Raw genomic sequence first — 23,127 nt, forward strand, 5'->3', positions numbered from 1 at the left:
CGTTGACTTTGGTCCTGCGGACAGGCATCCGTCAAGACTGAACTGAACCGTTCAGTTTTATCCTCTCGAGGCTTCCATGCGCTCGCTGTTCTCCCGTCGTCCCCCCGCCGCCCGGTCGTTCCGACGCGCCGTCGCCCTCGCACGCCATGCGACACAGGGCGCGGGGGCGCTCGCGCTTCTCGTGGTGCTCGTCGCCTGCAGTCCGGCCGAGCCACCGGCCGCGCAGGTTCCGGAGCGGGTCGCGGTGCAGATCGCGGCCTACGCCCCGGTGTCGCGCACGATCTCCCTCACCGGCACGGTCGCCGCGCGCATCCAGAGCGATCTGTCGTTTCGCGTCGCCGGCCGGATCGACCGGCGCAACGTCGACGTCAGCGACCACGTGAAGGCCGGAGACGTGCTCGCCACGCTCGACACGCGCGAACAGGTCTCCGACGTCGAGGCGGCGGAGGCGACGCTCCGCTCGGCGGAGGCGACGCTGACGCAGGCGCAGACGAATTTCGGCCGCCAGCGCCGGCTCTTCGAGGGCGGCTACATCACCCGCGGCGTCTTCGACGACGCGCAGGAGCAGCTTCGCTCGGCGGAAGGCACGGCGGATTCGGCTCGCGCGGATCTCGCCACCGCGCGCGACCAGCTCTCCTTCACCGAACTCAAAGCCGACGTCGACGGCATCGTCACCGCCCGCGAAGCCGAGGCGGGCCAGGTGGTCTCGGCGGCGCAGACCGTCTTCACCGTGGCGCAGGACGGCGCGCGCGACGCGATCTTCGACATCGACGAGGCGCTGCTCGCCGGCGCCCCGCCGAGCGAGGGCGTGGTCGTGCGGCTCGGCTCGGACCCCGCCGTCGAGACGCGGGCGAGCGTGCGCGAGGTCTCGCCGACCTTCGATGCCGCCACGGGAACGGTGCGCGTGAAGATGACGCTGGCCGACCCGCCGCCCGCCATGAGCCTCGGCGCGGCGGTCACCGGCACCGGCCTCGCGGCGCCGCAGAACCTCGTATCGCTGCCCTGGACGGCGCTCGGCGCGGGAGAGAGCGGGCCGGCCGTCTGGGTGGTGGACCCCGCCACGAAGGCGGTGACGCTGCGCCCTGTCGGCGTCGAGCGCTACCGCACCGGCGAGATCCTGGTGCGGGATGGGCTGAGCGAGGGCGATCTCGTGGTGACCGCAGGCGGCCAGCTGCTGCGCGAGGGCCAGGTCGTGACGCTCGACGACGCGGGAGCGGCCTCGTGACCCGCGCGCTCACCCCTCTCGCGCTCGTCATGCTGACGCTTCTCGGCGGCTGCTCGAAGGAGGAGCCGGCCCCGGCGCCGGTGATCCGTCCGGTGCTGTCGATGCGCGTTGAGCCCCGGCCGGTGACGGCCGAGAGCTTCATCGGCACCGTGCAGCCGCGCTACTCCCGCGATCTCGGCTTCCGCGTCCTCGGGCGCATCGTGGCGCGCAACGTCGAGGTGGGCCAGAGCGTCGAGGCCGGCCAGCTTCTCGCCTCGCTCGATCCGACAGCGCTGACTTTGAGCGTGCGCTCGCTCGAGGCCGATCTCGCGAAGGCCGAGGCGCAGCTTTCCAATGCCGGCGCCACGCGCGACCGCCAGGAGGCGCTCCTCGCCCAGCGCGTCGGCTCGCAGGCGACGCTCGACACCGCCGACGAGGCGGCGGCGACGGCGGCCGCGACGCTGACGCGGGCGCAGGCCAGCCTCGACAAGGCACGCGAGCAGCTTTCCTACACGCGCCTCCTTTCGGAGACCGAAGGCGTCGTCACCGCTGTCGACGCCGAGATCGGGCAGACCGTGACGGCCGGCCAGACCGTGTTCACGGTGGCGCAGGCGAGCGTGCGCGAAGCCGTCATCGACATGCCCGACGCGATCGCCCAGCGCCTCGCGCCGGGCGATCCGTTCGAGGCGATCCTGCAGGTCGATCCCGGCGTCGTCGCCGGGGGGGCGGTGCGCGAGGTCGCGCCGGAGGCGGACGCCGCCACGCGCACCCGGCGCGTGCGCATCACGCTGGTCGATCCGCTGGCGAGCTTCCGCATCGGCACCACGCTCGAGGTGCGGGCGAGAAACGGCGACGCGTCGCGGCTCGACCTGCCCGCCAGCGCGCTGCTCGATGCCGAGGGCCGGCATTTCGTCTGGGTGGTGGACGAGGCCGCCGGGACGGTGTCGCGGCGGGCCGTCGAGGTGGAGGGCGCGATCGGCGAGACCGCCCGCATCGCGAGCGGGCTGGAGGTCGGCCAGCGCGTCGTCACCGCCGGCGTCCATAGCCTGACCGAGGGTCAGGCGGTCAAGCTCGACGGGGGAATCGTTCCGTGAAGCCGTTCAACCTCTCCGACTGGGCGCTGCATCACCGCTCGCTCGTCTGGTACTTCATGCTCGTCGCCTCGGTGGCGGGCGTGCTCGCCTACGTCAATCTGGGGCGCGAGGAAGACCCGAACTTCACGATCAAGACGATGCTGATCACCGCCACCTGGCCGGGCGCCTCGGTGGAGGACACGGTCGAGCAGGTCACGGACCGGATCGAGAAGAAGCTCGAGGAGATCACCACCCTCGACTACACCAAGAGCCAGACCTCGCCCGGCCGCACCACGATCTTCCTCAACCTCCTCGACACGACGCAAGGACGCGCGGTCTCCGACACCTGGCTGCGGGTCCGCAACATCCTCACCGACATCAAGGGCGAGCTGCCGTCCGGCGTCCAGGGGCCGTTCTTCAACGACGATTTCGGCGACGTCTTCGGCAACATCTACGCCTTCACTGCCGACGGGCTGACCCAGCGCCAGCTGCGCGACTATGTCGAGGCGGCGCGCGCGCGCATCCTTACCGTACCCAATGTCGGCAAGGTCAATCTCGTCGGCGCGCAGGACGAGGTCGTCTATCTCGAATTCTCCACCCGCCGCACCGCCGCGCTCGGCCTGACGCAGCAGACCGTGATCGACGCCCTGAGCGAGCAGAACGCTATCGCTCCCTCCGGCACGATCGAGGCCGAGGGCGAGCGCGTCTCCGTGCGCGTCAACGGCCAGTTCGCGTCCGAGCGCGAGCTCGGCGACGTCAATCTCTGGATCAACAACCGCTTCTTCCGGCTCTCCGACGTCGCGACGATCACGCGCGGCTACGTCGATCCGCCGAGTTCGCTGTTTCGCTACAACGGCCAGCCGACGATCGGCCTCGCCATCGGCATGAAGCCTTCGGCCAACCTCCTGACCTTCGGCGAGGCGCTGGTGGAGGAGATGCGTGTCATCGAAAGCGAACTGCCGGTCGGCGTCGGCATCCACCTCGTATCGGACCAACCGCATGTGGTGGAGGAGGCCGTCGGCGGCTTCACCAAGGCGCTGGGCGAGGCCATCGCCATCGTGCTCGCCGTGTCCTTCATCAGCTTGGGGCTTCGCGCCGGCTTCATCGTGGCGCTGTCGATCCCGCTGGTGCTCGCCATCACCTTCGTGGCGATGCAGTATTTCGGCATCTCGCTGCAGCGCATCTCGCTCGGCGCGCTGATCATCGCGCTCGGTCTCCTCGTCGACGACGCGATGATCGCCGTGGAAATGATGGTGTCGCGGCTGGAGGTCGGCGACACGCTGGAGAAGGCGGCGACCTACGTCTACACCTCCACCGCCTTTCCGATGCTAACGGGCACGCTCGTCACGGTCGCGAGCTTCATTCCGGTGGGGCTCAACAATTCGGGCGCCGGCGAGTTCACCTTCACGCTCTTCGTGGTGATCGCGGTGTCGCTCGTGGTGTCCTGGGTGGTCGCGGTGGTGTTCACGCCGCTGCTCGGCGTCACCTTCCTGCCCAAGACGATGAAGAAGCACCACGACCGGCCGGGCTGGTTCACCCGCGGCTTCCGGGCGCTGCTTCTCGTCTGCGTGCGCTTCAAGTGGCTGACGATCCTCGTGACGATCGGTCTCTTCGCCGGCGCGCTCTTCGGCATGGGCTTCGTGCAGCAGCAGTTCTTCCCGACCTCGGACCGGCCCGAGGTGATCGTCGACTGGACCGCGCGCCAGAACGCCTCGATCCTCGAAACGCGGGCCGAGATGGATCGCTTCGAGACGCGGCTCGTCGGCGACGAGGACATCGACTACTGGTCGTCCTATGTCGGCACCGGCGCGCAGCGCTTCGTCCTCTCCTACGATGTCCAGCCGGCGAGCCCCAATTTCGGGCAGGTCGTCATCATGACCAAGAGCCTGGAGGCGCGCGACCGCGTCATCGCGCGGCTGCGCGAGATCGGCGAGCGCCAGTTCGTGGGCACCGACGTCTTCGTGCATCCCCTGGACATCGGACCGCCGGTCGGGCGCCCCATCCAGTATCGCGTCAGCGGCCCCGACCTGCAGAAGGTGCGAACCCTCGCGCAGGAGGTGGCGGCGATCGTGGGCACCAACCCGAACACCGCCCGCGTCACCTACGACTGGAACGAGCCGGGCCGCGTCGTGAAGGTCGATCTCCTCCAGGACAAGGCGCGCCAGCTCGGCATCACCTCGCAGGACGTGGCGAGCGTCCTCAACGGCGTGGTCGGCGGGTCCACGGCGACGCAGATCCGCGACTCGATCTATCTCGTCGACGTCGTCAGCCGCGCGCTGCCCGCCGAGCGAAGCTCGATCGACACGCTCGAGAACCTGCAGATTCCCGCCCAGAACGGCCGGTCCTTCCCGCTCGCGGCGATCGCCACCTTCCGCTACGAGCTGGAGCAGCCGATCGTCTGGCGGCGCGACCGCACGCCGACGATCACCGTCAAGGCCGGGCTCCTCACGGCCGAGCAGCCAGCCACCGTGGTGGCTGCGCTGCAGCCGCAGCTCGACGCCTTCGCCGCCAAGCTGCCGCCGGGCTACAGCATCGCCACCGGCGGCGCGGTGGAGGAAAGCGGCAAAGGGCAGGGGCCGATCGTCGCCATCGCGCCGCTGATGCTCATCGCCATGACGACGCTGCTCATGGTGCAGCTGCAGAGCTTCCAGCGCCTGTTCCTCGTGGTGGCGGTGGCCCCGCTCGGGCTGATCGGCGTGGTCGCGGCGCTCCTGCCCTCCGGCGCCCCGCTCGGCTTCGTGGCGATCCTCGGCGTCCTTGCGCTCATCGGCATCCTGATCCGCAACTCGGTGATCCTCGTGGTGCAGATCGAGGACCACATCGCGGACGGGCAGACGAAATGGGATGCCGTGCTCGACGCCACCGAGCACCGGATGCGGCCGATCCTCCTCACCGCCGCCGCCGCCTCGCTGGCGCTGATCCCGATCTCGCGCGAGGTCTTCTGGGGGCCGATGGCCTACGCGATGATGGGCGGCATCATCGTCGGCACGGTGCTGACGCTCCTGTTCCTGCCGGCGCTCTACGTCGCCTGGTTCCGCATCAAGCCGACGCCGCGCGGCGAACGCGCGGAGCACGCGGCAAGCGCCTGACGGGCCGCCGGCGCCAAAGCCCGGCCGCGCTCATCGCGGCGACGGCCGGGCCATTGGCTCAACCGGCGTAGTAGCCGGGATCGGCGATGTCGGCGAGAAGCGCGGGGCCGGTCGGCTGCCAGCCGAGCGCCTCGCGCGTCAGCCGGTTCGAGGCCTGCATGTCGGCGGACGCGAAGTCGGCGAACCAGCCGAAATGCTCGCGGTCGCGCCGGGCGACGGGCAGGCCGAGCTTGCGCCCGATCGCCTCGGCGATGTCGCGGAAGGCGATCCCCTCCTCGTCGGTCGCATGATAGACCGTCTGCCGGACGTCGCTTTCGAGGGCCAGCCGGTAGAGCCGCCCGGCATCCGAGACGTGGACGGCCGCCCAATGGTTCTCGCCGTCGCCGAGATAGGCGGAGACGCCGCTGCGGCGCGCCAGGTCCATCAGCATCGGCACGAAGCCGTGGGTCTCGCCGACGCCGTGCACGGAGGGTGCGAGGCGCACGGTCGCGGCGCGGACGCCGCGCTCGGCAAGCGCCGCCGCCGTCACCTCCGAGCGGCGCGGAAACGACGCGTCCCGGGGCGGCCTGTCGGTTTCCACGGCCACGCGGCCGGGCGCTATGAGCGCCACGCCCGAGGTCACGAGGAACGGCTTGTCGGATCCTGCCAGCGCCTCGCCGAGGGCCTCGATGGCGCGCCGGTCCTGCGCGGCGTTCTCGGCGAAGCGCGAGAAGTCGTGGTTGAAGGCGAGATGGACCACCGCGTCGGCCGCCGCGGCGGCCCCGCGCAGCGCGGCGAGATCGTCGAGCGTCGCGAGCAGCACCTCGGCACCTCCTGCCGCAAGACGATCGCCTTTCTCCTTCGAGCGGGCGAGGCCGAGCACCTGATGACCGCCACCCAGAAGCTCCTCCACCACGGCCGCACCGACCCAGCCCGTGGCGCCTGTCACGAAAACACGCATGAGATCATCTCCCTTTCCTGATGACGATCCTTCTGCACCTCCAAACTATCGTGTTAAAGTCGGGATCTTATCCTAGTATGGTGACCAACAGGATCTCCCATGTCCGACACCTCCCTCGGCGGCTACCTTCGAGAGCGGCGCGGCCGGCTCGATCCGGCGGCGCTCGGGTTTGCGCCCGCGCGTCGCCGAACGCCCGGCCTGCGGCGCGAGGAGGTGGCGGCGCGCGCCCATATCAGCGCCACCTGGTACGCCTGGCTCGAGCAGGGGCGAGGCGGCGCACCGTCTGCCGACGTGCTCGACCGGCTCGCCCGCGCGCTGATGCTCACCGAGGTCGAGCGCGAGCACCTGTTTCTCCTGGGGCTCGGGCGGCTGCCCGACGTGCGCTATCGCCCGGCCGGCGGCGTCACGCCGCGCCTGCAGCGGGTGCTCGACGCGATGGACACCAGCCCGGCGCTGATCCGCAACGTGATCTGGGACGTCGTCGCCTGGAACCGGGCGGCGGCCGCCATGCTCACCGACTATTCTCGGCTGCCGCCGGAGGAGCGCAACGTGCTGCGCCTGATCTTTCTCGATCCGCGCTCGCGCGCCATGAACCGCGACTGGGAGGGCGTCGCCCGCTTCGTGGTCGGCGTGTTCCGCGCCGATGCCGCGCGGGCCGGGGCGGTCGCCAGCGCCGCGCCGCTCGTCGAGGAGCTGCGCCAGCGCAGTCCCGAGTTCGCGGCGTTCTGGGACGACGGCGACGTGCAGGGCTTCGGCGAGGGCGTCAAACACCTTCGCCATCCCGTGCTCGGCGAGATCGCCATCGAATATTCCGCCTTCGCGGTGGACGGGCGCCCGGACCTGTCGATGCTCGTCTACAATCCCACGAGCCGCGAGGATGCCGAGCGCATCCGCTCGCTCCTCGGGGCGACGCCCGTTTCGGACGGCGCCGAGTCTCCCGCCTGAGGCCGCCGGCTCGCCGGGTGGACGGAACGCGAAAGCGACGCCTCAGCGCAGCGTCAGGCCGCCGTCCACCGTGTGGATCTCGCCTGTCGTGAAGGAGGCCGCGTCGCTGGCGAGATAGACGACGGCGCCGGCGAGCTCGTCCACCGTGCCGATGCGGTTCTGCACGGCGCCCGCCGCCCAGTGGTTCTTCACCACCTCGGGGTTCTCGCGCAGCACCTCCTCCGTCAGCTCGGTGAGGATGTAGCCGGGCGCGATGGCGTTGACGCGCACCCCGTGCTCGGCCCATTCGGTGGCGAGGCACTTGGTGAGCATGTGCACGGCGGCCTTCGAGACGTTGTAGGCGGCGTGCCGGAAGGGCCAGTTGACGATGCGCCCCGACATCGACCCGACATTGACGATCGAGCCCGCCTTCTGGCGGATCATCATCGCGCCGATGGCTTGGCTCATCAGGAGCACGCCCTCGACGTTCACCGCCATCGTGTCGCGCCAGAGATCGAGCGGGAAGTCCTCGGCCGGGCCGGGATGGATGATGCCGGCATTGTTGACGAGGATGTCGGCCCGGCCCCAGCGGCGCTCCACCTCGGCCGCGACGCGCGCGACGTCGTCGGGCTTGGAGACGTCGGCCTGCACGGCGAAGCTGTCGCCGCCGCCCGCGTTCAGCGTCGCGGCGAGCGCTTCGGCGAGCGCCAGCGACGAGCGCACGACGATCGCGACGTCGGCCCCTTGCGCGGCGAGCGCCTCGGCGAGCGCCCGGCCGATGCCGCGCGAGCCCCCGGTGACGATGGCCTTGCGGCCGGTGAGATCGAACAGGCGTGCGTAGTCGCGCTTCGGCGTCATGGGGTCGAGGTTCCTCCCGGAGGGTCGTCGGTTCTCGGTCGCTCGTTCAGGCGGCAACCGTTTGGGGCAGGGTGATCGGCGGCATCGCCACGAGGCTGTCGCCGAGTTCGCGGCCGATGCGCTCGCTCGTGCGCAGCGCCTGCGCCACGATGGTGAGCGAGGGATTGAAGCCGGTGGACGAGGGCAGGAACGAGGCGTCGACGACGTAGAGATTGTCGACGTCCCAGACCTTGCAGTCGGTGTCGAGGACGGAGGTCGCCGGGTCCGTGCCGAAGCGCGCGGTGCCGCACTGGTGCATGGAGACCTTCACGTCCATCTTCTGGGTGATGATGATGGGATAGCCGAGCGAGCGCATGGTGCGGCTCCAGACCTTCACCAGCTCGCCATGCGCCTTCAGGTTGTTGGCGGTGTAGGCGAGGCGGATCTTGCCGTCGGGATCGAGCGAGACGCGGTTCTCGGGGTCGGGCAGGTCTTCCGACATCAGCCACCAGTCCACCGAGCGCTCGGCGAAGAGCGACATCATGCTTTCCGGCGCCCACTTGGCGGAGGCCGTCAGCATGCCGCCCTGCAGCTTGCCGAGCCCCTGGATGTTGCCGAGCGGGTAGGGCCGCTCCTTGTTGGCGAGGTAGAAGTCGTTGATCGCCATCGACTTCTGGAACACGACGCGGTTCTTCTTGAAGGGCGAGACCGCCATCATCGCCGTGTTGTTGTGCGCCATGTAGTTGCGGCCGAGCTGGTCGGAGCCGTTGTTGCCGAGCCCGCGCGGATGGCGGTCGTTTTTCGAGCGCAGCAGCAGCGCCGAGGAGTTGATGGCGCCCGCCGCCGAGACGAAGATCTTCGCCGAGACCGTGTGCCGGACGCCGCCATGCTCGAGCTCCACCGCCGTGACGCGCCCGCCCGCCGCGTCGGTGACGAGGCGATGGACGAAGGCCTCGGTGAGGAGCGTCACCCCGCCCTTGGCAAGCGCGGGATCGACGAGCCGCACTTCGGCGTCCCCCTTGGCGCCGATCTTGCAGGCGAAGCCGTCGCAGGTCGCGCAGCGCGCGCAGGCGCCGCCGTCATGGTAGTCGATGGCGATCGGCAGCGGGAAGGGATGCAGGCCCTTCGCGCGCAGCCGGCGCTCGAACACCGCGATCTCCGGCTCGTGGCCGATCGCGGGATAGGGCATGGGCCCCGAGCGCGGCGGCTCGATCGGGTCGATGCCGGCCTGCCCGTGCGTGCCCATCAGCCGCTCGGCGCGCGCATAATAGGGCTCGAACTCGGCATAGGAGACCGGCCAGGCCGGCGCCACGCCCCCCTCGTGCTGTAGCTCGGCGAAATCCTCCTGGCGGAAGCGCACCGTGGCGGCGCCGAAGAACTTCGAGTTGCCTCCGACATAGTAGTAGGTCGAGGGGCTGAACAGCTCGCCGTTCTTGTCGCGCCACTCTTCCTTCGTGGCATATTTGCGCTTGTGGAAGACGGCGTCGACGCTCCAGTTGTCGGGCTCGCGCGGCAGGCGCGGTCCGCGCTCGATCATCAGGATCTCGCGGCCGGGCTCGGCCAGCGCATTGGCCAGCGCCCCGCCGCCGACGCCCGCGCCGATGATGACGATGTCGTAGCTGTCTTTGAGTTCGCTCATGGGTTCCTCCCTCCCACGGACCCCGGGGCCGATGGCCCGCCGCGTCCGCTTGTCCTCACATCACCCGCGCCGGGCCGCCGGGTGTACGGTCGTCGTCGTTCTCGGTGCCGACCGCGAAGCGCTCTCCGAGGCGCGCTCGCGGCCGGATGGCGTCAGTGCTTCGTCACCCGGCTTCCCGCGGCTTGAAGTAGCGGCCGTCTTCGTAGAGGGCCGACATGACGGCGAAGGACGCCTCGAGATGGATCTTCATCGCGAGTTCCGCCTGGTCGGCGTTGCGCCGCGCCAGCGCCCGCACGATGGCGGCGTGCTGCTCGGTCACCTCGGCGAGATGGCCGGGCACGGGGGCGGAAAGCTGGCGCATCCGGTCGAGATGGGCCTTCACCAGGTTGATGAACTTGCCGATGCGCGGATAGCGGCTGATCGTGGCGATCGCCGAGTGGAAGGCGTCGTCGACTTCGAGATAGTCACCGAGCGCCCCGCGATCGAGAATGGCGCGCATCTCGGCGATCAGCGCGTCGAGCCCGGCGATGTCGGCGTCCGTCACGTGCCGCACGGCGCGCCGGATGCTCTCGATCTCGAGCGCGCGACGGATCACGAAGCCCTCCTCGGCCACCTCGAACGAGATCTTCGAGACGTAGGTGCCGGAATGGGGAAACACGTCCACGAGATCCTCGTCGACGAGCCGCTTCAGCGCCTCGCGCACCGGTGTGCGCGACACCCCGAACTTCAGGCACAGCTCTTTTTCCGAGATCACCGCGCCCGGCACCATGGCGAGCCGCACGATATCCTGCCGCAGCGTCTCATATATCTGCTCGGCCTTCTGGGCCTTCTGGGTCGGGCGATCCGGCAAGAGGCGCGGCAGTCTCTGGGCGTTAGCGTTCGAATTCATGGGGCTTCCGCCGAAGAGACGATGGGGGACGTTCTCCATTCCCCTTCTAACTCATATATCGGTTGACGGTGCAAGGCGCAATTCGATACGACGGATCGAACCACGAACTCGCCGGCCGGGCGGGCTCGGCCTGCGCCTTCGGGTGCCGCATTCCCTCGAAAGCACGGCAGCCATGGCCCTCATCACCTATCTCACCCGCATCGAGTTCGACGAAGGTGCGGTCGCCAAGTTGCCGTCGATCCTCGAAGGGCTCGGCGTGCGGCGCCCGCTCGTCGTCACCGATCGCGGGCTTGTGGCCTCCGGTCTGGTCGATCGCGTGGCGGTGCTTCTGGCGGAGCGCCCGACGATCTTCTCCGACACGCCCGCCAACCCCACGGAAGCCGCGGTCGACGACGCGCTCGCGCTCTACCGGTCGGAAGGCTGCGACGGCATCGTGGGGCTCGGCGGCGGTTCCTCGATCGATCTCGCCAAGGCCGTGCGCCTCCTCGCCGGCCACGAAGGGCCGCTCGCGCAGTACACGGCCGTCGAGGGCGGGGCGGCGAAGATCCACGGGCGCATCTGCCCGCTCGTTGCCGTGCCGACCACCTCGGGCACCGGCTCGGAGGTCGGGCGCGCCGCCGTCATCATCACCGCCGAGGGGCGCAAGCTCGGCATCGTCTCGCCGCACATGCTGCCCTCGGTGGCGCTTTGCGACCCCGAGCTGACCTACGGCCTGCCCGCCGGCCTCACGGCCGCCACCGGAATGGACGCGATCTCGCATTGCCTGGAGACCTACATGGCGCCCGCGGTGAACCCGCCGGCCGACGCCATCGCGCTCGACGGGCTGAAGCGCGGCTTTCCCGCGATCCGCCGTGCGGTGGCGGACGGGAGCGACCGGCCCGCGCGCTGGGAGATGATGATGTGCGCGCTCGAAGGGGCCATGGCCTTCCAGAAGGGCCTCGGCGCCGTGCACGCGCTCACCCATCCGCTCGGCGCCATCCGCGAGCTGAACCTGCATCACGGCACGCTCAACGCCGTGCTGACGCCTGCCGTGCTGCGCTTCAACCGCGAGGTGGTGGAGGCCAAGTGGCAGGTCCTCGCCGACATCCTCGGCGGCGAGCCCGACCGTGTGATCGCCGATCTCACCCGCGACATCGGCCTGCCCGCGGGGCTCGACGCGATGGGCGTCACGCAGCCGATGATGGAGCGCGTGGCGGGCGAAGCGTTGAAGGACCATTGCCACGCCACCAATCCGCGGATCGCCACGCGCGAGGAGTATCTCGAACTTCTGCACGGGTCGCGCTAAGCCTTGGTGCACCGTCGCGCCGGCCGGTGCGATTCTCTTCCTCCTGCGCGAAGGCCGTGATCCCGCCATGACGAGAGCCCCGAGCCTCACGATCGACAGCCATCAGCATTTCTGGAAGGTGTCGCGCGGCGATTATGGCTGGCTCGACGAGAGCGTCGCGCCGATCCTGCGCGACTTCCTGCCCGAAGACCTGCGACCGCTGCTGGCGCGCGCCGGCATCGACCGCACCATTCTGGTGCAGGCGGCGGAGACGCAGGCCGAGACCGACTTCCTGCTGGAGATCGCCGCGCAGACCGACTTCGTCGCCGGGGTCGTCGGCTGGCTCGACATGGACGATGCCGGCTTTCCCGAGCGCCTCGCGCACTACCGCCGCAATCCGCATTTCGTCGGGCTCCGCCCGATGCTGCAGGGCCTGCCCGACGACGCGTTCATCCTGCGACCGCGTGTTCTCGACCATCTGAAGCTGGTGGCGGAAGCCGATCTCGCCTTCGACATCCTCACCTTCCCCCGGCACCTGCCGCATGTGGCGAAGGCGCTGGAGGCGGTGCCCGGCCTTCGCGCCGTGATCGACCACATTTCCAAGCCGGCCATCGCGGCGGGCACGCTCGACCCCTGGCGGAGGGATCTCGCCGCGATCGCCGACTTTCCGAACGTCGCCTGCAAGGTGTCGGGAATGGTGACGGAGGCCGGCGCCGACTGGCGGCTCGCGGATTTGCGCCCCTTCGTCGATCATGTCGCCGCCGTTTTCGGCGAGGACCGGCTGATGTTCGGATCGGACTGGCCGGTGGCGCTTCTCGCCGCGCCCTATGGCGAGGTGGCGCATGCCGCGCGGGCGCTTCTCGGCGCGCATTTCGGCCCGGCGGGCATGACGAAGATCTTCGGCGCCAACGCCGCACGCTTCTACAAAGTCGAGGTGGCGTAGCGCCGGCTCGGGGCACCGAGGTTCAGGGGCGCACCTTCAGCACCGTCTCGAGCCGCTCCGGCGCACCGGCCCCGAGCCCGACCTCGACGGCGACGCGCCAGATCCCGCCTTCGGGGAGCGTCACCTCGGCCCGCCAGAACCCGTCGCCGCCATTGACCGCCGCCACGCGCAGCGGCGGCGTGGTTCCCGACGGGGCGGCGAGGGTGAAGGCGACGTCGGCGGGCGCGACGGGCCCGTAGTCGATCGTCATCAGCATCGCCGACACGCTCGCCCGCCCGGCCCGACCGGGTTGGAGCGCGAGATCGGCCATGAGCGAGGCGCCGGTGGCATGGGCGGTGACGGGCTCGGCCGCGATCGCGGCGGCGACGCGGGGCGGGGGCGTGAAGCGCCAGAGAGCGGCCGTGCCGAGCACGAGCACGGCCAGCGCGATCTCGGCCCCGACGACGCGCCGGAGCGTCCGCGTGGCCCCCGTCTCGCCGGTCAGCACCCGAGGCGTCAGGCGGTGGCGGTTGCCGGCGGCGAGGGCGAAGAGCAGCGCGAGAAGCGCCAGCTTGGCGAGGAGCACCCGGCCATAGGCCGTGCTCCAGAGCGCCCCCGGCGAGCCCAGTTGCACGGCGGCGAGCGCCGCGCCGGACGCGACGAGCGCCGCGACGACGGCGGGGATGACGCGCGAGAAGCGGCGCAGCGCAGCGGCTCCCCCGCTCGCACCGCCGCGCAAGGAGGCGGCGAGCGGCGCGAGGGCGCCGATCCAGAGCATCATCGCGAGCGCATGGATGAAGACGGCGGGCCGCATGAGCGCCTGCGGCGCCGCGTTGGCGGCATGGCCGCTGGCGGCGACGGCGAACCCGGCCACGAGAAGCGCGGCGAATGAGAGCGCCTTCGGAAGACGCGTCCCGTTCGCCGGGCGCTGCCGAAGGGTGGCGGCCAGCGCCAGCGCCATCGCCGCGCTTGCCAGCGCCAGCGCGGAGCCGAGACTGGTGGCCGCGCCCGCGTGCCAGACGGCCGGCTGCGCCACTGCTGCCAGCGGGGCGCCGAGCGCGTCGAGCCCCTGCGCCAGAAGCGCGAGCGGCACGGCGGCAAGGCCGAGCGCGAGGGCGAGGCGCACGGGGCCGCGCGCCGGCGCACTGCGCGGGCCAAGAAGCAGCCCCGCCACCGCGCCGCCGATGCCGAAGACGAGGCCAGCCAAGACGAGGAGGCGCGAGGCCCAGACGAGCACCAGCACGCTGGCCGGCTCGTCCGCAGGCGCGGCCGGCGGCACGGCGCTGGGGGCTCCGAGCGCGAAGCGGATCGTGCCGCCCACGGGATGCCCGTCGGCCGAGACGACGCGCCAGAGCAGGAGATGGCTGCCGGCGACAAGACCGGCGGGCGCGGGAACGGTGAGCGTCGCCGACGTCGCACTTGGGCCGGGAAGGTCGCGGCTCGCGCCGTCCGGCCCGACCAGCGTCATGCGCAGCGGCGTGACGGGTTCGCTGAAGACGAGCTCGAAGTCGGCGGGCGCCGCTGAGAGCATCGACGCCTCAGCGGGATCGGCGGACACGAGGCCGGCATGGGCGTGAGCGTTCGTTCCGGCATTCAGCAGGCCGAGAAGCGCGAAGATCAGCCCGAGCATCGCAGCGCGGAGGCGCGGCGCCGCGAGATCGCCGCGCGGATGCGATGCGCGACCGGCGCGGGCCGGCCGGTCGCCATCTGTTGAGGGCCCGGCGCCGCGCGCCGTCCTTCGAGGCGTCGCGGCAGCGCGGTTCAATGCGCGTGCGCCTCGCCGGCCGCCTCGCCGCCGTGCGCCGGGCCTTTGGTGCCCATCGCCTCGACCTGCAGCTCGACCTCGACCTCGCCGGCCTTCTCGAAGGTCAACGTCACCGGTACCATTTCGCCTTCGCGCAGCGGCGCCTTCAGCCCCATCAGCATCAGATGGAGCGATCCCGGCGCGAGCGCCGCCGTGCCGCCGGCGGGGATCTCCACCCCGTCCTCGACCCGGCGCATCGTCATCACGCCGTCCGTCACGGACATGCGGTGGACCTCCACGGTCTCGGCGCGCGCGGAGCGGGCGGAGACGAGGCGATCGGCCTGCGGCCCCGCGTTCGACATCGCCAGATAGCCGGCACCGGTGCGCGCGCCCGGCGGCGTCGCCCGGCTCCAGGGATGCTCGATCTCGATCGCGCCGACCTTGAAGCCGTGCGCCGCGGCCGGCCCGGCAAGAGCGGCGAGGAGCAGGCCGGCGGCGAAGAGACGGGAGAGGCGGGAAGAGGCGGTCATGGGCGAGATCCTGGAGGAAGGGGGAAAGCGCGGGTGCCGACCGCGCGTCGGCTGGGGCAATGAGCGGCGAGGCGGATGCGCGCCGTTCGGTAGCACATCGAGGCTCATGCGGGCTCGCGTCGGTCGGGACCGGCACCGCCAAAATGCGCCACCGCCCGGTCGATCGCCAGCATGGCGAGGAGCGAGGCGCCCATCAGCGGGAAGATCAGCCCGCCGACGGCGAGGAGCGCCACGAGGCCGCGCAGCACGCGGGGATCGCGCGGCATCGGCGGCACGCCCATCGCCCGCGCCGGCCGGCGCTTCCACCACATGATGGCCGCCGACACCGCGAGGAGGACGTTGGCAAGGCACGCGGCGAGGAGGACGAGCTGGTTGGCGAGCCCGTATTGCTGGCCGAGATGGACGTTGATGCCCCATTCGAGGGCCCGGCCCATCGGCCCGTAGTCGGCGTAGCTCATGTCGAGCAGCGGCTCGCCCGTATAGGCGTCGAGATGGACGACGCGCTGCGCGGCGAGATCGTCGGGATAGACCGATCCGGTGTAGACGCCGGTGGGGCCGGCCGGCAGGTTCACCGCATAGCCGCCGTGGAGACCGAGCGCGTCGAAGCGCGCCACCGCGCGGTCGATGCCGACGAAGGGTGTGGGCGCGGCGGGCGCGCTGTCCGGCATTGCCTCGCCATGCGATCCGTGGGCGCCGTGCGAGCCGTGAGAGGTGCCGGAGGTCGGAACCTGCGCCTGCGCCAGCGACCACGAGGTCGATCCGTCCTCGGCGAGCTTGCGGCCGGACATCGGCACGTCGACGCGCACGCCCGCGGGATAGCCGAAGTTCGAGCCGTTGGCCCATTGGTTCACCTGCCCGCCCCAGACCTGCGACCACGGCATGCCGGTGATCGCCAGGAAGACGAGGATGCCCCCGGCGCCGAGGCCCGTGACGGCATGCAGATCGCGCCAGAAGACGCGCGTTCGCGCCGTGCCGCGCACCGTGACGACGCCGCCCGTGCGCCCGCGCGGCCACCAGAGGTAGATCCCGGTGAGAACGAGGAGGATCGCCCAGCCGGCGGCGATCTCGATGACCCCGCGCGCCACCGGGCCGAAGAAGGACAGGCTGTGCAGCGAGCGCACCAGCCACATCACCGTGCCGCGATCGGGCAGCGAGCCGAGCACGCGGCCGTCCTGGGGATCGACATAGACGGCGAGCCGCTCGCCGTCGGCCGCCTTCACGGTGATCTCGGCCGACGCGCCGGGACCGGCGGGGGTGGTGAACTTGACCGCCGTTCCCGGCCGGGCGGCAAGCGCCGAGGCGATCATCGCGGAGGGCGCGACGCCGGGCGCGCCCTCGGTGATCGCGACGCGCTTGAGATCGGCATGGACCACCGCCTCGATCTCGTCCCGGAAGAGATAGAGCGCGCCCGTGAGCGACAGCGTGACGAGGAAGGGCAGCACGAAGAGGCCGGCATAGAAGTGCCAGCGCCAGACGGCGCGGTAGAGATCGGCGGCGGCGGCGGGCGGGCGCGCCGTGCGGGCCGCGGGCGGCAGGGTGAGATCGGACATGCGGGCGGGCTTCCGGACGAAGAGGGGCGCGAGCCCGCCCCGGCCGCGACGGCGGCTGTGGGGAGCGGGCGATCGGATCTCCGCCGGCGCGGCGAAGACGGGAAACGGGGGAGAGGTCGCGATGCAAGGGTGGCCGGGATGCCGCAAGAGCGTTGCGAACATGGGCCTCGGCGACGGTCGGCGACAGGTCGACCCGGACGGACCGATGTCAGTGACTTCGAGGTCGAGAGGCTGGCGGACGCGAGGTAAGGACCGGCGCGACGACGGCGCCCTCAGGCGCGGGCGGGCGGTCCGCGGGTGTTGCGGGGCGTCTCGACGGCGCCCGACCCCACGCCCTCGAAGAGCACGAAGGGGGTCTCGAGAACCAGCGGCCGGCGCTCGAGGCGCGAGAGCGGCGTCGGCGGCGGCGCGAGCGGCCCGCCGAACATGGTGCAACCCAGCGTGCAGCAGTCCGAAAGGGCCGAAGAATGGCCGCCGGGCTTCGAGGGCGCGTGGGTCGTGCCGTCGGCGCCGGGGCTGCAGAGGACGTTGCCGAACTGGTCGCGCGGCATGATCTCGGCATGGGCCCCGAGCGAAAGGCCGAGGAGCGACGCCTGAACGAGGAACAGGAGGGCGACGAGACGCCCCATCCATCCGGTCGCTCCGCTGCGCCATGCCGTCACGATCGGGTGTCTCCGGTTCGGGGGTCGCTGCCCACATACCATGAGGCCCGCGCCTTGCCTACGCCGGACGTCGTCGCATCCGTCGCGCTACGCCGGGCGGGATGCGCTCGGCGGGCGGCGGGCCGATCTCACCGGGGATGCGCAGCGATCGCCGACGACGGCTCCGAAAGGCCGGGCGGAAGGCCGTAGGTCTCGCAGGCCGTGTCGTGGAATAGCTGCCGCTGCGCCCCCTCCGGCAGGTCCGCCACCATCGTCTTGAAGCCGCGATAGAGCGTGTCGAAATCGACGCAGAGGCTGTCGACCGGGAAGTTGCTGGCGAACATCGCCCGCTCCGGGCCGAAGATCGCGATCGCCTCGCGCACGATCCAGCGATTGTCCTCCACCGTCCAGGGCACGCCCGGCCGGCCGAAGCCGGAGATCTTCACGCGGGTGTTCTCGGCCTCCGCGATGCGGGCGAGACCGCGGCGCCAAGCGGCGAGGCCCTCCTCGCTGCGGTCGGAGGGAAGGCAGAGATGGTTGAGGACGATCGTCGTGTCCGGGAAGTCGAGCGCCAGCCGGCGTGCCTCCTCGGCGTTCCACCAGGGCGTCTGCAGGTCGAAGCGCAGCCCGAGCGGGGCGAGGCGCGCGAAGCCCCGCCGCCAGCGCTCGTCCGACATCAGCGTGCGCAGGGTGCCGACCTCGCCGGGCGAGGGCGGGCCGCCGGGCTTGTGGCGCACCGAGCGCACCAGCGGCGCGGCGGCGTAGGTTCCGAGGAGATCGGCGGCGTCCTCGCGGTCGAGCCAGGCCTGCGCCACCACCGCGTTCGGCCAGCCGTGCTCGCGCGCGAGGCCCTCGGCGTAGCGTAGCTCGCCGACGGGGTCCGTGGGATCCCACTCCGTCTCGACATAGACGGTGGCGACGACGTGGTGACCCCGCGTCAGCTCGCGGTATTCCGGCGGCAGGAAGGGGCGCCGGATGGCCGCATAGTCGCCGTAGCGGAAGGGGATGATCCCGGCCTCGGTGAGCCACGGGTGGTGGTTGCGCACGGGGTCCCAGAAGTGCTGGTGGGCATCGACCACCGGCCCCTCGTAGAGGCGTGGCGCCTCGCCGCTCATCGTGCCGTTCCTGCGGCGGGGCCGCGCCCGCCGCCGAGGTCGATGAGGAGGGTCGCCGCGACGTAGAGCGCGGCGGAGGCGGCGAAGAAGGCGAGGACGCTGCCGTAGGACTGGCCGGACAGGTCGAGGATCGCACCGATGAGGATGGGGATGACGATGCCCGAGATCGATCCCGCGCAATTCATCGCGCCGCCGACGAAGCCGACCTTGTCGGCCGGCGCCAGCACCGGCGGGAAGCTCCAGTAGAGGCTGCCCCAGAGGAGGAAGAACGCGGTGACCGACAGCAGCGCCACGGCGTGGACGGGATCGGCGATGCGCGGCAGCACGAGGAGCGACAGCGCCGCTACGAGACCCGAGAGCGACAGCATGGTCTTGGCGACGCGGCCGCGATCGTAGCCGCGGTTGACGAGGGCGTCGGCGAGGAAGCCGCCGGCGAGCGAACCCGCGGCGCCGCAGAGGAAGATCGCGAAGGTGGCGTAGCCCATCGCCTTCAGGTCCATGCCACGCGCCGCCGAGAGGTAGCTCGGGCCCCAAGTGATCAGCCCGAAGAACACGGTGGCCCAGCCGAAGCGGCCGATGCAGAGGGCCGCGAGCGAGCGGCGCGAGAGATGGGTGGGCGCCGCCGCCGCCGCAGAGCCGGCCGGGCCGGCATCGCGGATATGGGCGCGTTCGGCCTCGTTGACGCCGGTATGCAGCTCCGGCCGGTCGCGCAGGTACCACCAGGAGAGAAGGCCCATGGCGACCGTGACGAGGCCGGCGACGAGGAAGGCGATGCGCCAGGAGCCGAGCGTCAGGATGAGCCAGGAGATGAGGATGCCGCCGATGGCGGCGCCGAGCGGGCCGCCGCAATCCATGATCACCGCGCCTCGGCCGCGCTCGCCCGGCGCGAGCCAGGCGGCGTTCAGCTTGCCGCCGGCGGGAAACAGCGGCGCCTCGGCCGCGCCCAGGCCGACGCGGGTGAGGAGCAGCGAGATGCCGCCGGTGGCGAGCGCGGCGAGCGACTGGAACAGCCCCCAGAGAACGGTGCCGGCGGTGACCATGACGCGCGGCCCGAACCGGTCGATCATCCAGCCGGAGGGAAGCTGCAGCAGCGCGTAGCTCCAGAAGAAGGACGACAGCACGAGGCCCTGCATCGTCGCGGAGAGCTCGAACTCCTTCGCGATGGTGGGCATGGCGATCGACAGGGCGACGCGGTCCACGAGATTGATCACGACGAGCGCGAAGATGACGACGAAGATGCGCCAGCGCACCCCGGTCGCCGGTCCCGCCGGACGCGCGAAAGCTGTCGATGTCATGCCTGTTCCTCCCCAGGACGGGACCGGCGCTCCCCGCGCGGGCCCCGGCGGCGGACCGATGCTCTTCCCGCATCGCCCCTTCACCGCGCGCCACGGATGTCCGTCGCGCGAAAACTAAGGTTAGCTTCGCTCGCCGCGGGCGACCAATCATGATTTGCTATGGGCCGATGCCGATCGGGCATCGGTCGATTCGCAAGGGTGCCGACGACGAATGGAGACGGGCGAGGCGCTGATGCGGCGCGTCAAGTCGAGCCAGCTGGTGCTGCTGCTGGCACTCGCCGAGCACGGCAGCCTGCGGCGCGCCGCCGAGGCCGCCGGCGCCACCCAGCCGGCGGCGACCCGGCTGCTGCACGACCTGGAGGCGGCGGTCGGCCACACGCTGTTCGAGCGCCACCCGCGCGGCCTTCGGGCGAACGCGATGGGCGAGGTGATGATCCGCCACGCGCGCTCGGTGCGCGCCGAGCTCGACCGTATGATGGGCGAGATCGCGGCGCTGTCGTCGGGCTATGCGGGCACGCTGCGCATCGGCGCCATTCCAAGCGCCGTGCCGTTTCTCGTCGCCCATACGGTGGCGCGGCTGAAGCGGCGCCACCCGCGCCTGCGGGTCTTCGTGGAGGTTGCCACGAGCAATCTCCTGATGGCCTCGCTGGCGCAGGGCAGCCTGGATCTGGCGCTCGGGCGCGTTCTCGACGCCGACAGCCTGCCCGGCTTCGCGGTGCACGGCACGGTGGACGAGGATCTCGTCGCCTGTTGCCGGCGCGGCCATCCGCTGCTCGCGCGCGGCACGCGGGCGAGCTGGGCGGAGCTGTCGCGCTGGCCCTGGGTGGCGCTGCCCGAGGGCTCGCCGATGCGCCAGATCCTCGCCGGCGCCTTTCGCGGCGGCGGCACGCAGGAGCCCGACGATCTCACCGAGACCGCCTCCTTCCTCCTCGTGATCTCGCTCCTCATCCAGGGCGACGCGTTGTCGCTGCTGCCGCGCGACGTGCTGCACAGCACGTTCGGCCAGCCCTTCATCGAGGCGCTGCCGGTGGAGCCCTATCCGCGCATGGGGCCCTACGCGATCCTCACGCGGCGCGACCGGGACGGCGATCCCGCGGTGCGGCTCTTCCTCGAGACGCTCGGTCTCGTCCTGTCGGAGCGTGCGCTCGGGGCGTTCGAGCCGGGTGCGGACGGGCCGGGCTCGGACGAACCGGGCGCGGTGCCTTGAGCGCGCCCGGCCCGTCGGTCTTGCCGTCTCCCCGTCAGGCGGCTTGGGCGCGGCGCCGCACGGCGAGGCCTGCGGGCATCGCGTCGCCATGCGCCTCGAGCATCTCGTTCACCATCGCGCGGATGTCGCGGATCGAGAGGACGCTCGCGGTGTTGCGGTCGAGCACGGCCGCCCGGTGAACCTGCTCGCGGTCGCCCTCCAGCGCCGCCTTGACGGTGAGGTCCTGCACGAAGACGTGCGGCGCGCAGTAGCCGGCGAGCTCGGGCGGCAGGTCGCCGACATGGCAGGGGCGCAACCCGTTGCCGTCGACGAGGATCGGCACCTCGACGCAGGACCCGTCCGGCAGGTTGGTGATCAGCCCGGTGTTGCGCACGTTGCCGTAGATGACGCGCGCCTCGCCCGTCACCATGGCGTGGATGATCAGCGAGCCGTATTCGACGCTGCGCTCGATTGGGAAGGGCTCGCCGGCCAGAAGCTTGCGCCGCGTCTCGGCGTAGCGGCGCAGGTTGCGCTCGGAGCGGCGCACGTATTCGTCCACCGGCACGTCGTAGTGGGCGATCTCCTTCTCGGAGCGCAGGAAGTGCGGCGTGTACTCGGCGTTGTGCTCGGAGGATTCGGAGATGAAGCGCCCGAAGACGCGCATCAGCTCGAAGCGCACCTTGTCCTTGGCGACGATGGCAGGATCCTCCATCGCCGCGCGCAGCCGCGGATAGGCGTCCTCGGCGCCGACGCGCAGCTTGAGGAACCACGTCATGTGGTTGACGCCCGCGCAGTCGTAGGAGAGCGCCTCCACCGGCACGCCGAGATAGGAGGCGAGATCCCGCGCCGTGTTCTGGACGTTGTGGCAGAGGCCGACGACCTTCTGGTCGGGATAGGCCTCGTAGACGGCCTGCGTCAGGATGCTCATCGGGTTGGTGTAGTTGAGGAGCAGCGCGTCCGGGCAGAGCTCGCGCATGTCGGCGACGAGCGCGGTCATGAAGGGGATGGTGCGCAGACCCCGGAAGATGCCGCCGATGCCGAGCGTGTCGGCGATGGTCTGCTTCAGGCCGTACTTGCGGGGAATGTCGAAGTCGAGGAGCGTCGCCTCGTGCATCCCGATCTGCACCATGTTGATGACGAAGTCGGCGCCCTCCAGCGCCGCGCGCCGGTCGGCGTGCAGCTCGATGCCAGGGCTCGCCTTGAACTGCGCGGCGGTCCAGCGCGCCATCATGCCGGCGGTCTCGAGGCGCTCGGCGTCGATGTCGTGCAGCGCGATGGTGACGTCGCGAAGCGCGTCGAAGTCGAGAATGTCGGTGAGGAGGTTCTTCACGAACACGACGCTGCCGGCGCCGATCATGGTGACCTTGAACATGGCGTTTTCCTTGTCGATGCAGGCCTTGGGGGCGGCCCTGAGATGCGAAGCATTGGGAAGGGGGAGGGCGCTATTTCAGGCCGGTGCCGGCGATGCCCTGAATGAGCTGGCGCTGGAAGAAGGCGAAGATCACCAGCATCGGCACGAGCGAGAGGAGCGCGATCGACATGATGCTGTTCCACTCGACATTGTACTGACCCTTGAGCAAGTTCAGGCCGAGCTGCACCGTGTACAAGTCCTGGTCGGTGAGGACGATGAGCGGCAGCACGAAGTCGTTCCAGCGCCACATGAAGGTGAAGATGATCAGCACCGCGATGATCGGGCGCGACAGCGGCAGCACCACGCGGCGGAAGATCTGGAACTCCGAGGCCCCGTCGAGGCGCGCGGCTTCCAGAAGCTCGTCGGGAATGCCGAGCATGAACTGGCGCACCATGAAGATGCCGAAGGCCTCGGCCGCGCGCGGCAGGATCACGCCCCAGTAGCTGTTGAGGAGGTTGATGTCGGCGAGCAACAGGAAGAGCGGCACGATGATGACCTGGATCGGGATCATCAGCGCGCTGATCACCGCGAGAAACAGGATGTCGCGCCCGGCGAAGCGGAACTTGGCGAAGGCGTAGCCGCAGAGGAGGTTGAGGCTGACGGTGATGACCACCGCCACCACCGCGATCACCGTGGAGTTCCAGGCCCAGGAGAGGAAGGGCATGGCGTCGAGCGCGGCGCGGAAGTTCCCCCAGACCCAGCCGGTGGGAGCGAGGCTCGTCTCGCCGCTGAAGATCTCGTTCGCGGGACGGATAGCGGTGGCGAACATCCAGTAGACGGGAAACAGCATCACCGCCGCGCCGGCCGCGAGCAGCAGCCAGAGGCCGACCCGTTCCATCTTGTGGCGGGTCGCGCCCGTGGTGGAAACGATCAT

At 70.8% G+C, this 23,127-nt stretch carries 19 protein-coding genes; 7 read left to right on the forward strand and 12 right to left on the reverse strand.

Features of this window, described 5'->3' with window-relative positions; translation table 11 throughout:
• The first annotated feature begins 76 nt into the window (after nt 1-76).
• Genes GGR04_RS16455 through GGR04_RS16465 form a run of 3 tightly spaced genes read left to right on the forward strand, consistent with a single transcriptional unit; the run spans nt 77 to nt 5,366 of the window.
• On the forward strand, nt 77-1,225 hold the full coding sequence (locus GGR04_RS16455) for an efflux RND transporter periplasmic adaptor subunit (protein ID WP_183201019.1): 1,149 nt from the start codon (nt 77-79) through the stop codon (nt 1,223-1,225).
• The gene (locus GGR04_RS16460; protein ID WP_312857475.1) at nt 1,222-2,298 is read left to right on the forward strand and encodes an efflux RND transporter periplasmic adaptor subunit; all 1,077 of its coding nucleotides are present in this window, start codon (nt 1,222-1,224) and stop codon (nt 2,296-2,298) included. The genes GGR04_RS16455 and GGR04_RS16460 overlap by 4 nt, the downstream gene beginning before the upstream one ends.
• Complete coding sequence (locus GGR04_RS16465; RefSeq protein ID WP_183201020.1) at nt 2,295-5,366, forward strand: efflux RND transporter permease subunit; 3,072 nt, start codon at nt 2,295-2,297, stop codon at nt 5,364-5,366. The genes GGR04_RS16460 and GGR04_RS16465 overlap by 4 nt, the downstream gene beginning before the upstream one ends.
• Before the next feature lie 58 nt (nt 5,367-5,424).
• Here GGR04_RS16465 and GGR04_RS16470 read toward each other — a convergent pair whose 3' ends face one another.
• Nucleotides 5,425-6,306, reverse strand: a complete 882-nt coding sequence (locus GGR04_RS16470) for an SDR family oxidoreductase (RefSeq protein ID WP_183201021.1) — start codon at nt 6,304-6,306, stop codon at nt 5,425-5,427.
• 99 nt (nt 6,307-6,405) lie between these two features.
• Between GGR04_RS16470 and GGR04_RS16475 the strand changes: the two genes are divergently transcribed.
• Nucleotides 6,406-7,251, forward strand: coding sequence for a helix-turn-helix transcriptional regulator (locus GGR04_RS16475; RefSeq protein WP_183201022.1), 846 nt, complete (start codon nt 6,406-6,408; stop codon nt 7,249-7,251).
• A 42-nt stretch (nt 7,252-7,293) separates the two neighbouring features.
• Here the strand turns inward: GGR04_RS16475 and GGR04_RS16480 are convergent, their stop codons facing one another.
• From GGR04_RS16480 to GGR04_RS16490, 3 genes are all read right to left on the reverse strand, one after another.
• Nucleotides 7,294-8,088, reverse strand: coding sequence for an SDR family NAD(P)-dependent oxidoreductase (locus GGR04_RS16480; RefSeq protein ID WP_183201023.1), 795 nt, complete (start codon nt 8,086-8,088; stop codon nt 7,294-7,296).
• A gap of 46 nt (nt 8,089-8,134) precedes the next feature.
• Nucleotides 8,135-9,706 (reverse strand): GMC family oxidoreductase, encoded by a 1,572-nt coding sequence (locus tag GGR04_RS16485; RefSeq protein WP_183201024.1) that lies wholly within the window; start codon nt 9,704-9,706, stop codon nt 8,135-8,137.
• Between the two features lie 163 nt (nt 9,707-9,869).
• Nucleotides 9,870-10,595, reverse strand: a complete 726-nt coding sequence (locus GGR04_RS16490; RefSeq protein ID WP_183201025.1) for a GntR family transcriptional regulator — start codon at nt 10,593-10,595, stop codon at nt 9,870-9,872.
• Nucleotides 10,596-10,767: 172 nt separating this feature from the next.
• On the opposite strand from GGR04_RS16490, the gene gbd reads away from it, so the two are divergent.
• Nucleotides 10,768-11,880 carry a 4-hydroxybutyrate dehydrogenase gene (gene gbd, locus GGR04_RS16495; RefSeq protein ID WP_183201026.1) on the forward strand — a complete coding sequence of 371 codons (1,113 nt, stop codon included), beginning with the start codon at nt 10,768-10,770 and terminating at the stop codon, nt 11,878-11,880.
• Between the two features lie 67 nt (nt 11,881-11,947).
• Nucleotides 11,948-12,802 carry an amidohydrolase family protein gene (locus tag GGR04_RS16500; RefSeq protein ID WP_183201027.1) on the forward strand — a complete coding sequence of 285 codons (855 nt, stop codon included), beginning with the start codon at nt 11,948-11,950 and terminating at the stop codon, nt 12,800-12,802.
• Nucleotides 12,803-12,824: 22 nt separating this feature from the next.
• Here GGR04_RS16500 and GGR04_RS16505 read toward each other — a convergent pair whose 3' ends face one another.
• From GGR04_RS16505 to GGR04_RS16535, 6 genes are all read right to left on the reverse strand, one after another.
• Nucleotides 12,825-14,411, reverse strand: coding sequence for a copper resistance CopC/CopD family protein (locus GGR04_RS16505; protein ID WP_210291839.1), 1,587 nt, complete (start codon nt 14,409-14,411; stop codon nt 12,825-12,827).
• Nucleotides 14,412-14,542: 131 nt separating this feature from the next.
• Entirely contained in the window at nt 14,543-15,055 is a 513-nt protein-coding gene (locus tag GGR04_RS16515) for a copper chaperone PCu(A)C (RefSeq protein WP_183201030.1), read from the reverse strand.
• Between the two features lie 104 nt (nt 15,056-15,159).
• Nucleotides 15,160-16,605, reverse strand: coding sequence for a PepSY-associated TM helix domain-containing protein (locus GGR04_RS16520; protein ID WP_183201031.1), 1,446 nt, complete (start codon nt 16,603-16,605; stop codon nt 15,160-15,162).
• A 272-nt stretch (nt 16,606-16,877) separates the two neighbouring features.
• Complete coding sequence (locus GGR04_RS16525) at nt 16,878-17,234, reverse strand: DUF2946 family protein (RefSeq protein WP_183201032.1); 357 nt, start codon at nt 17,232-17,234, stop codon at nt 16,878-16,880.
• Between the two features lie 161 nt (nt 17,235-17,395).
• Entirely contained in the window at nt 17,396-18,361 is a 966-nt protein-coding gene (locus GGR04_RS16530) for an amidohydrolase family protein (protein ID WP_183201033.1), read from the reverse strand.
• Nucleotides 18,358-19,656: an MFS transporter gene (locus GGR04_RS16535; RefSeq protein WP_183201034.1), complete on the reverse strand. Its 1,299-nt coding sequence runs from the start codon at nt 19,654-19,656 to the stop codon at nt 18,358-18,360. Before GGR04_RS16535 ends, GGR04_RS16530 begins: the two co-directional genes overlap by 4 nt.
• Nucleotides 19,657-19,867: 211 nt before the next feature.
• Here GGR04_RS16535 and GGR04_RS16540 point away from each other — a divergent pair, with 211 nt between their 5' ends.
• Nucleotides 19,868-20,863: a LysR family transcriptional regulator gene (locus tag GGR04_RS16540; protein WP_183201035.1), complete on the forward strand. Its 996-nt coding sequence runs from the start codon at nt 19,868-19,870 to the stop codon at nt 20,861-20,863.
• A 34-nt stretch (nt 20,864-20,897) separates the two neighbouring features.
• Here GGR04_RS16540 and GGR04_RS16545 read toward each other — a convergent pair whose 3' ends face one another.
• Nucleotides 20,898-22,214 carry an alpha-glucosidase/alpha-galactosidase gene (locus tag GGR04_RS16545; RefSeq protein ID WP_183201036.1) on the reverse strand — a complete coding sequence of 439 codons (1,317 nt, stop codon included), beginning with the start codon at nt 22,212-22,214 and terminating at the stop codon, nt 20,898-20,900.
• 70 nt (nt 22,215-22,284) lie between these two features.
• On the reverse strand, nt 22,285-23,127 hold the full coding sequence (locus tag GGR04_RS16550; RefSeq protein WP_183201037.1) for a carbohydrate ABC transporter permease: 843 nt from the start codon (nt 23,125-23,127) through the stop codon (nt 22,285-22,287).

The organism is Aureimonas pseudogalii (assembly GCF_014196835.1).
In the GTDB taxonomy this organism is placed as follows: Bacteria; Pseudomonadota; Alphaproteobacteria; order Rhizobiales; family Rhizobiaceae; genus Aureimonas; species Aureimonas pseudogalii.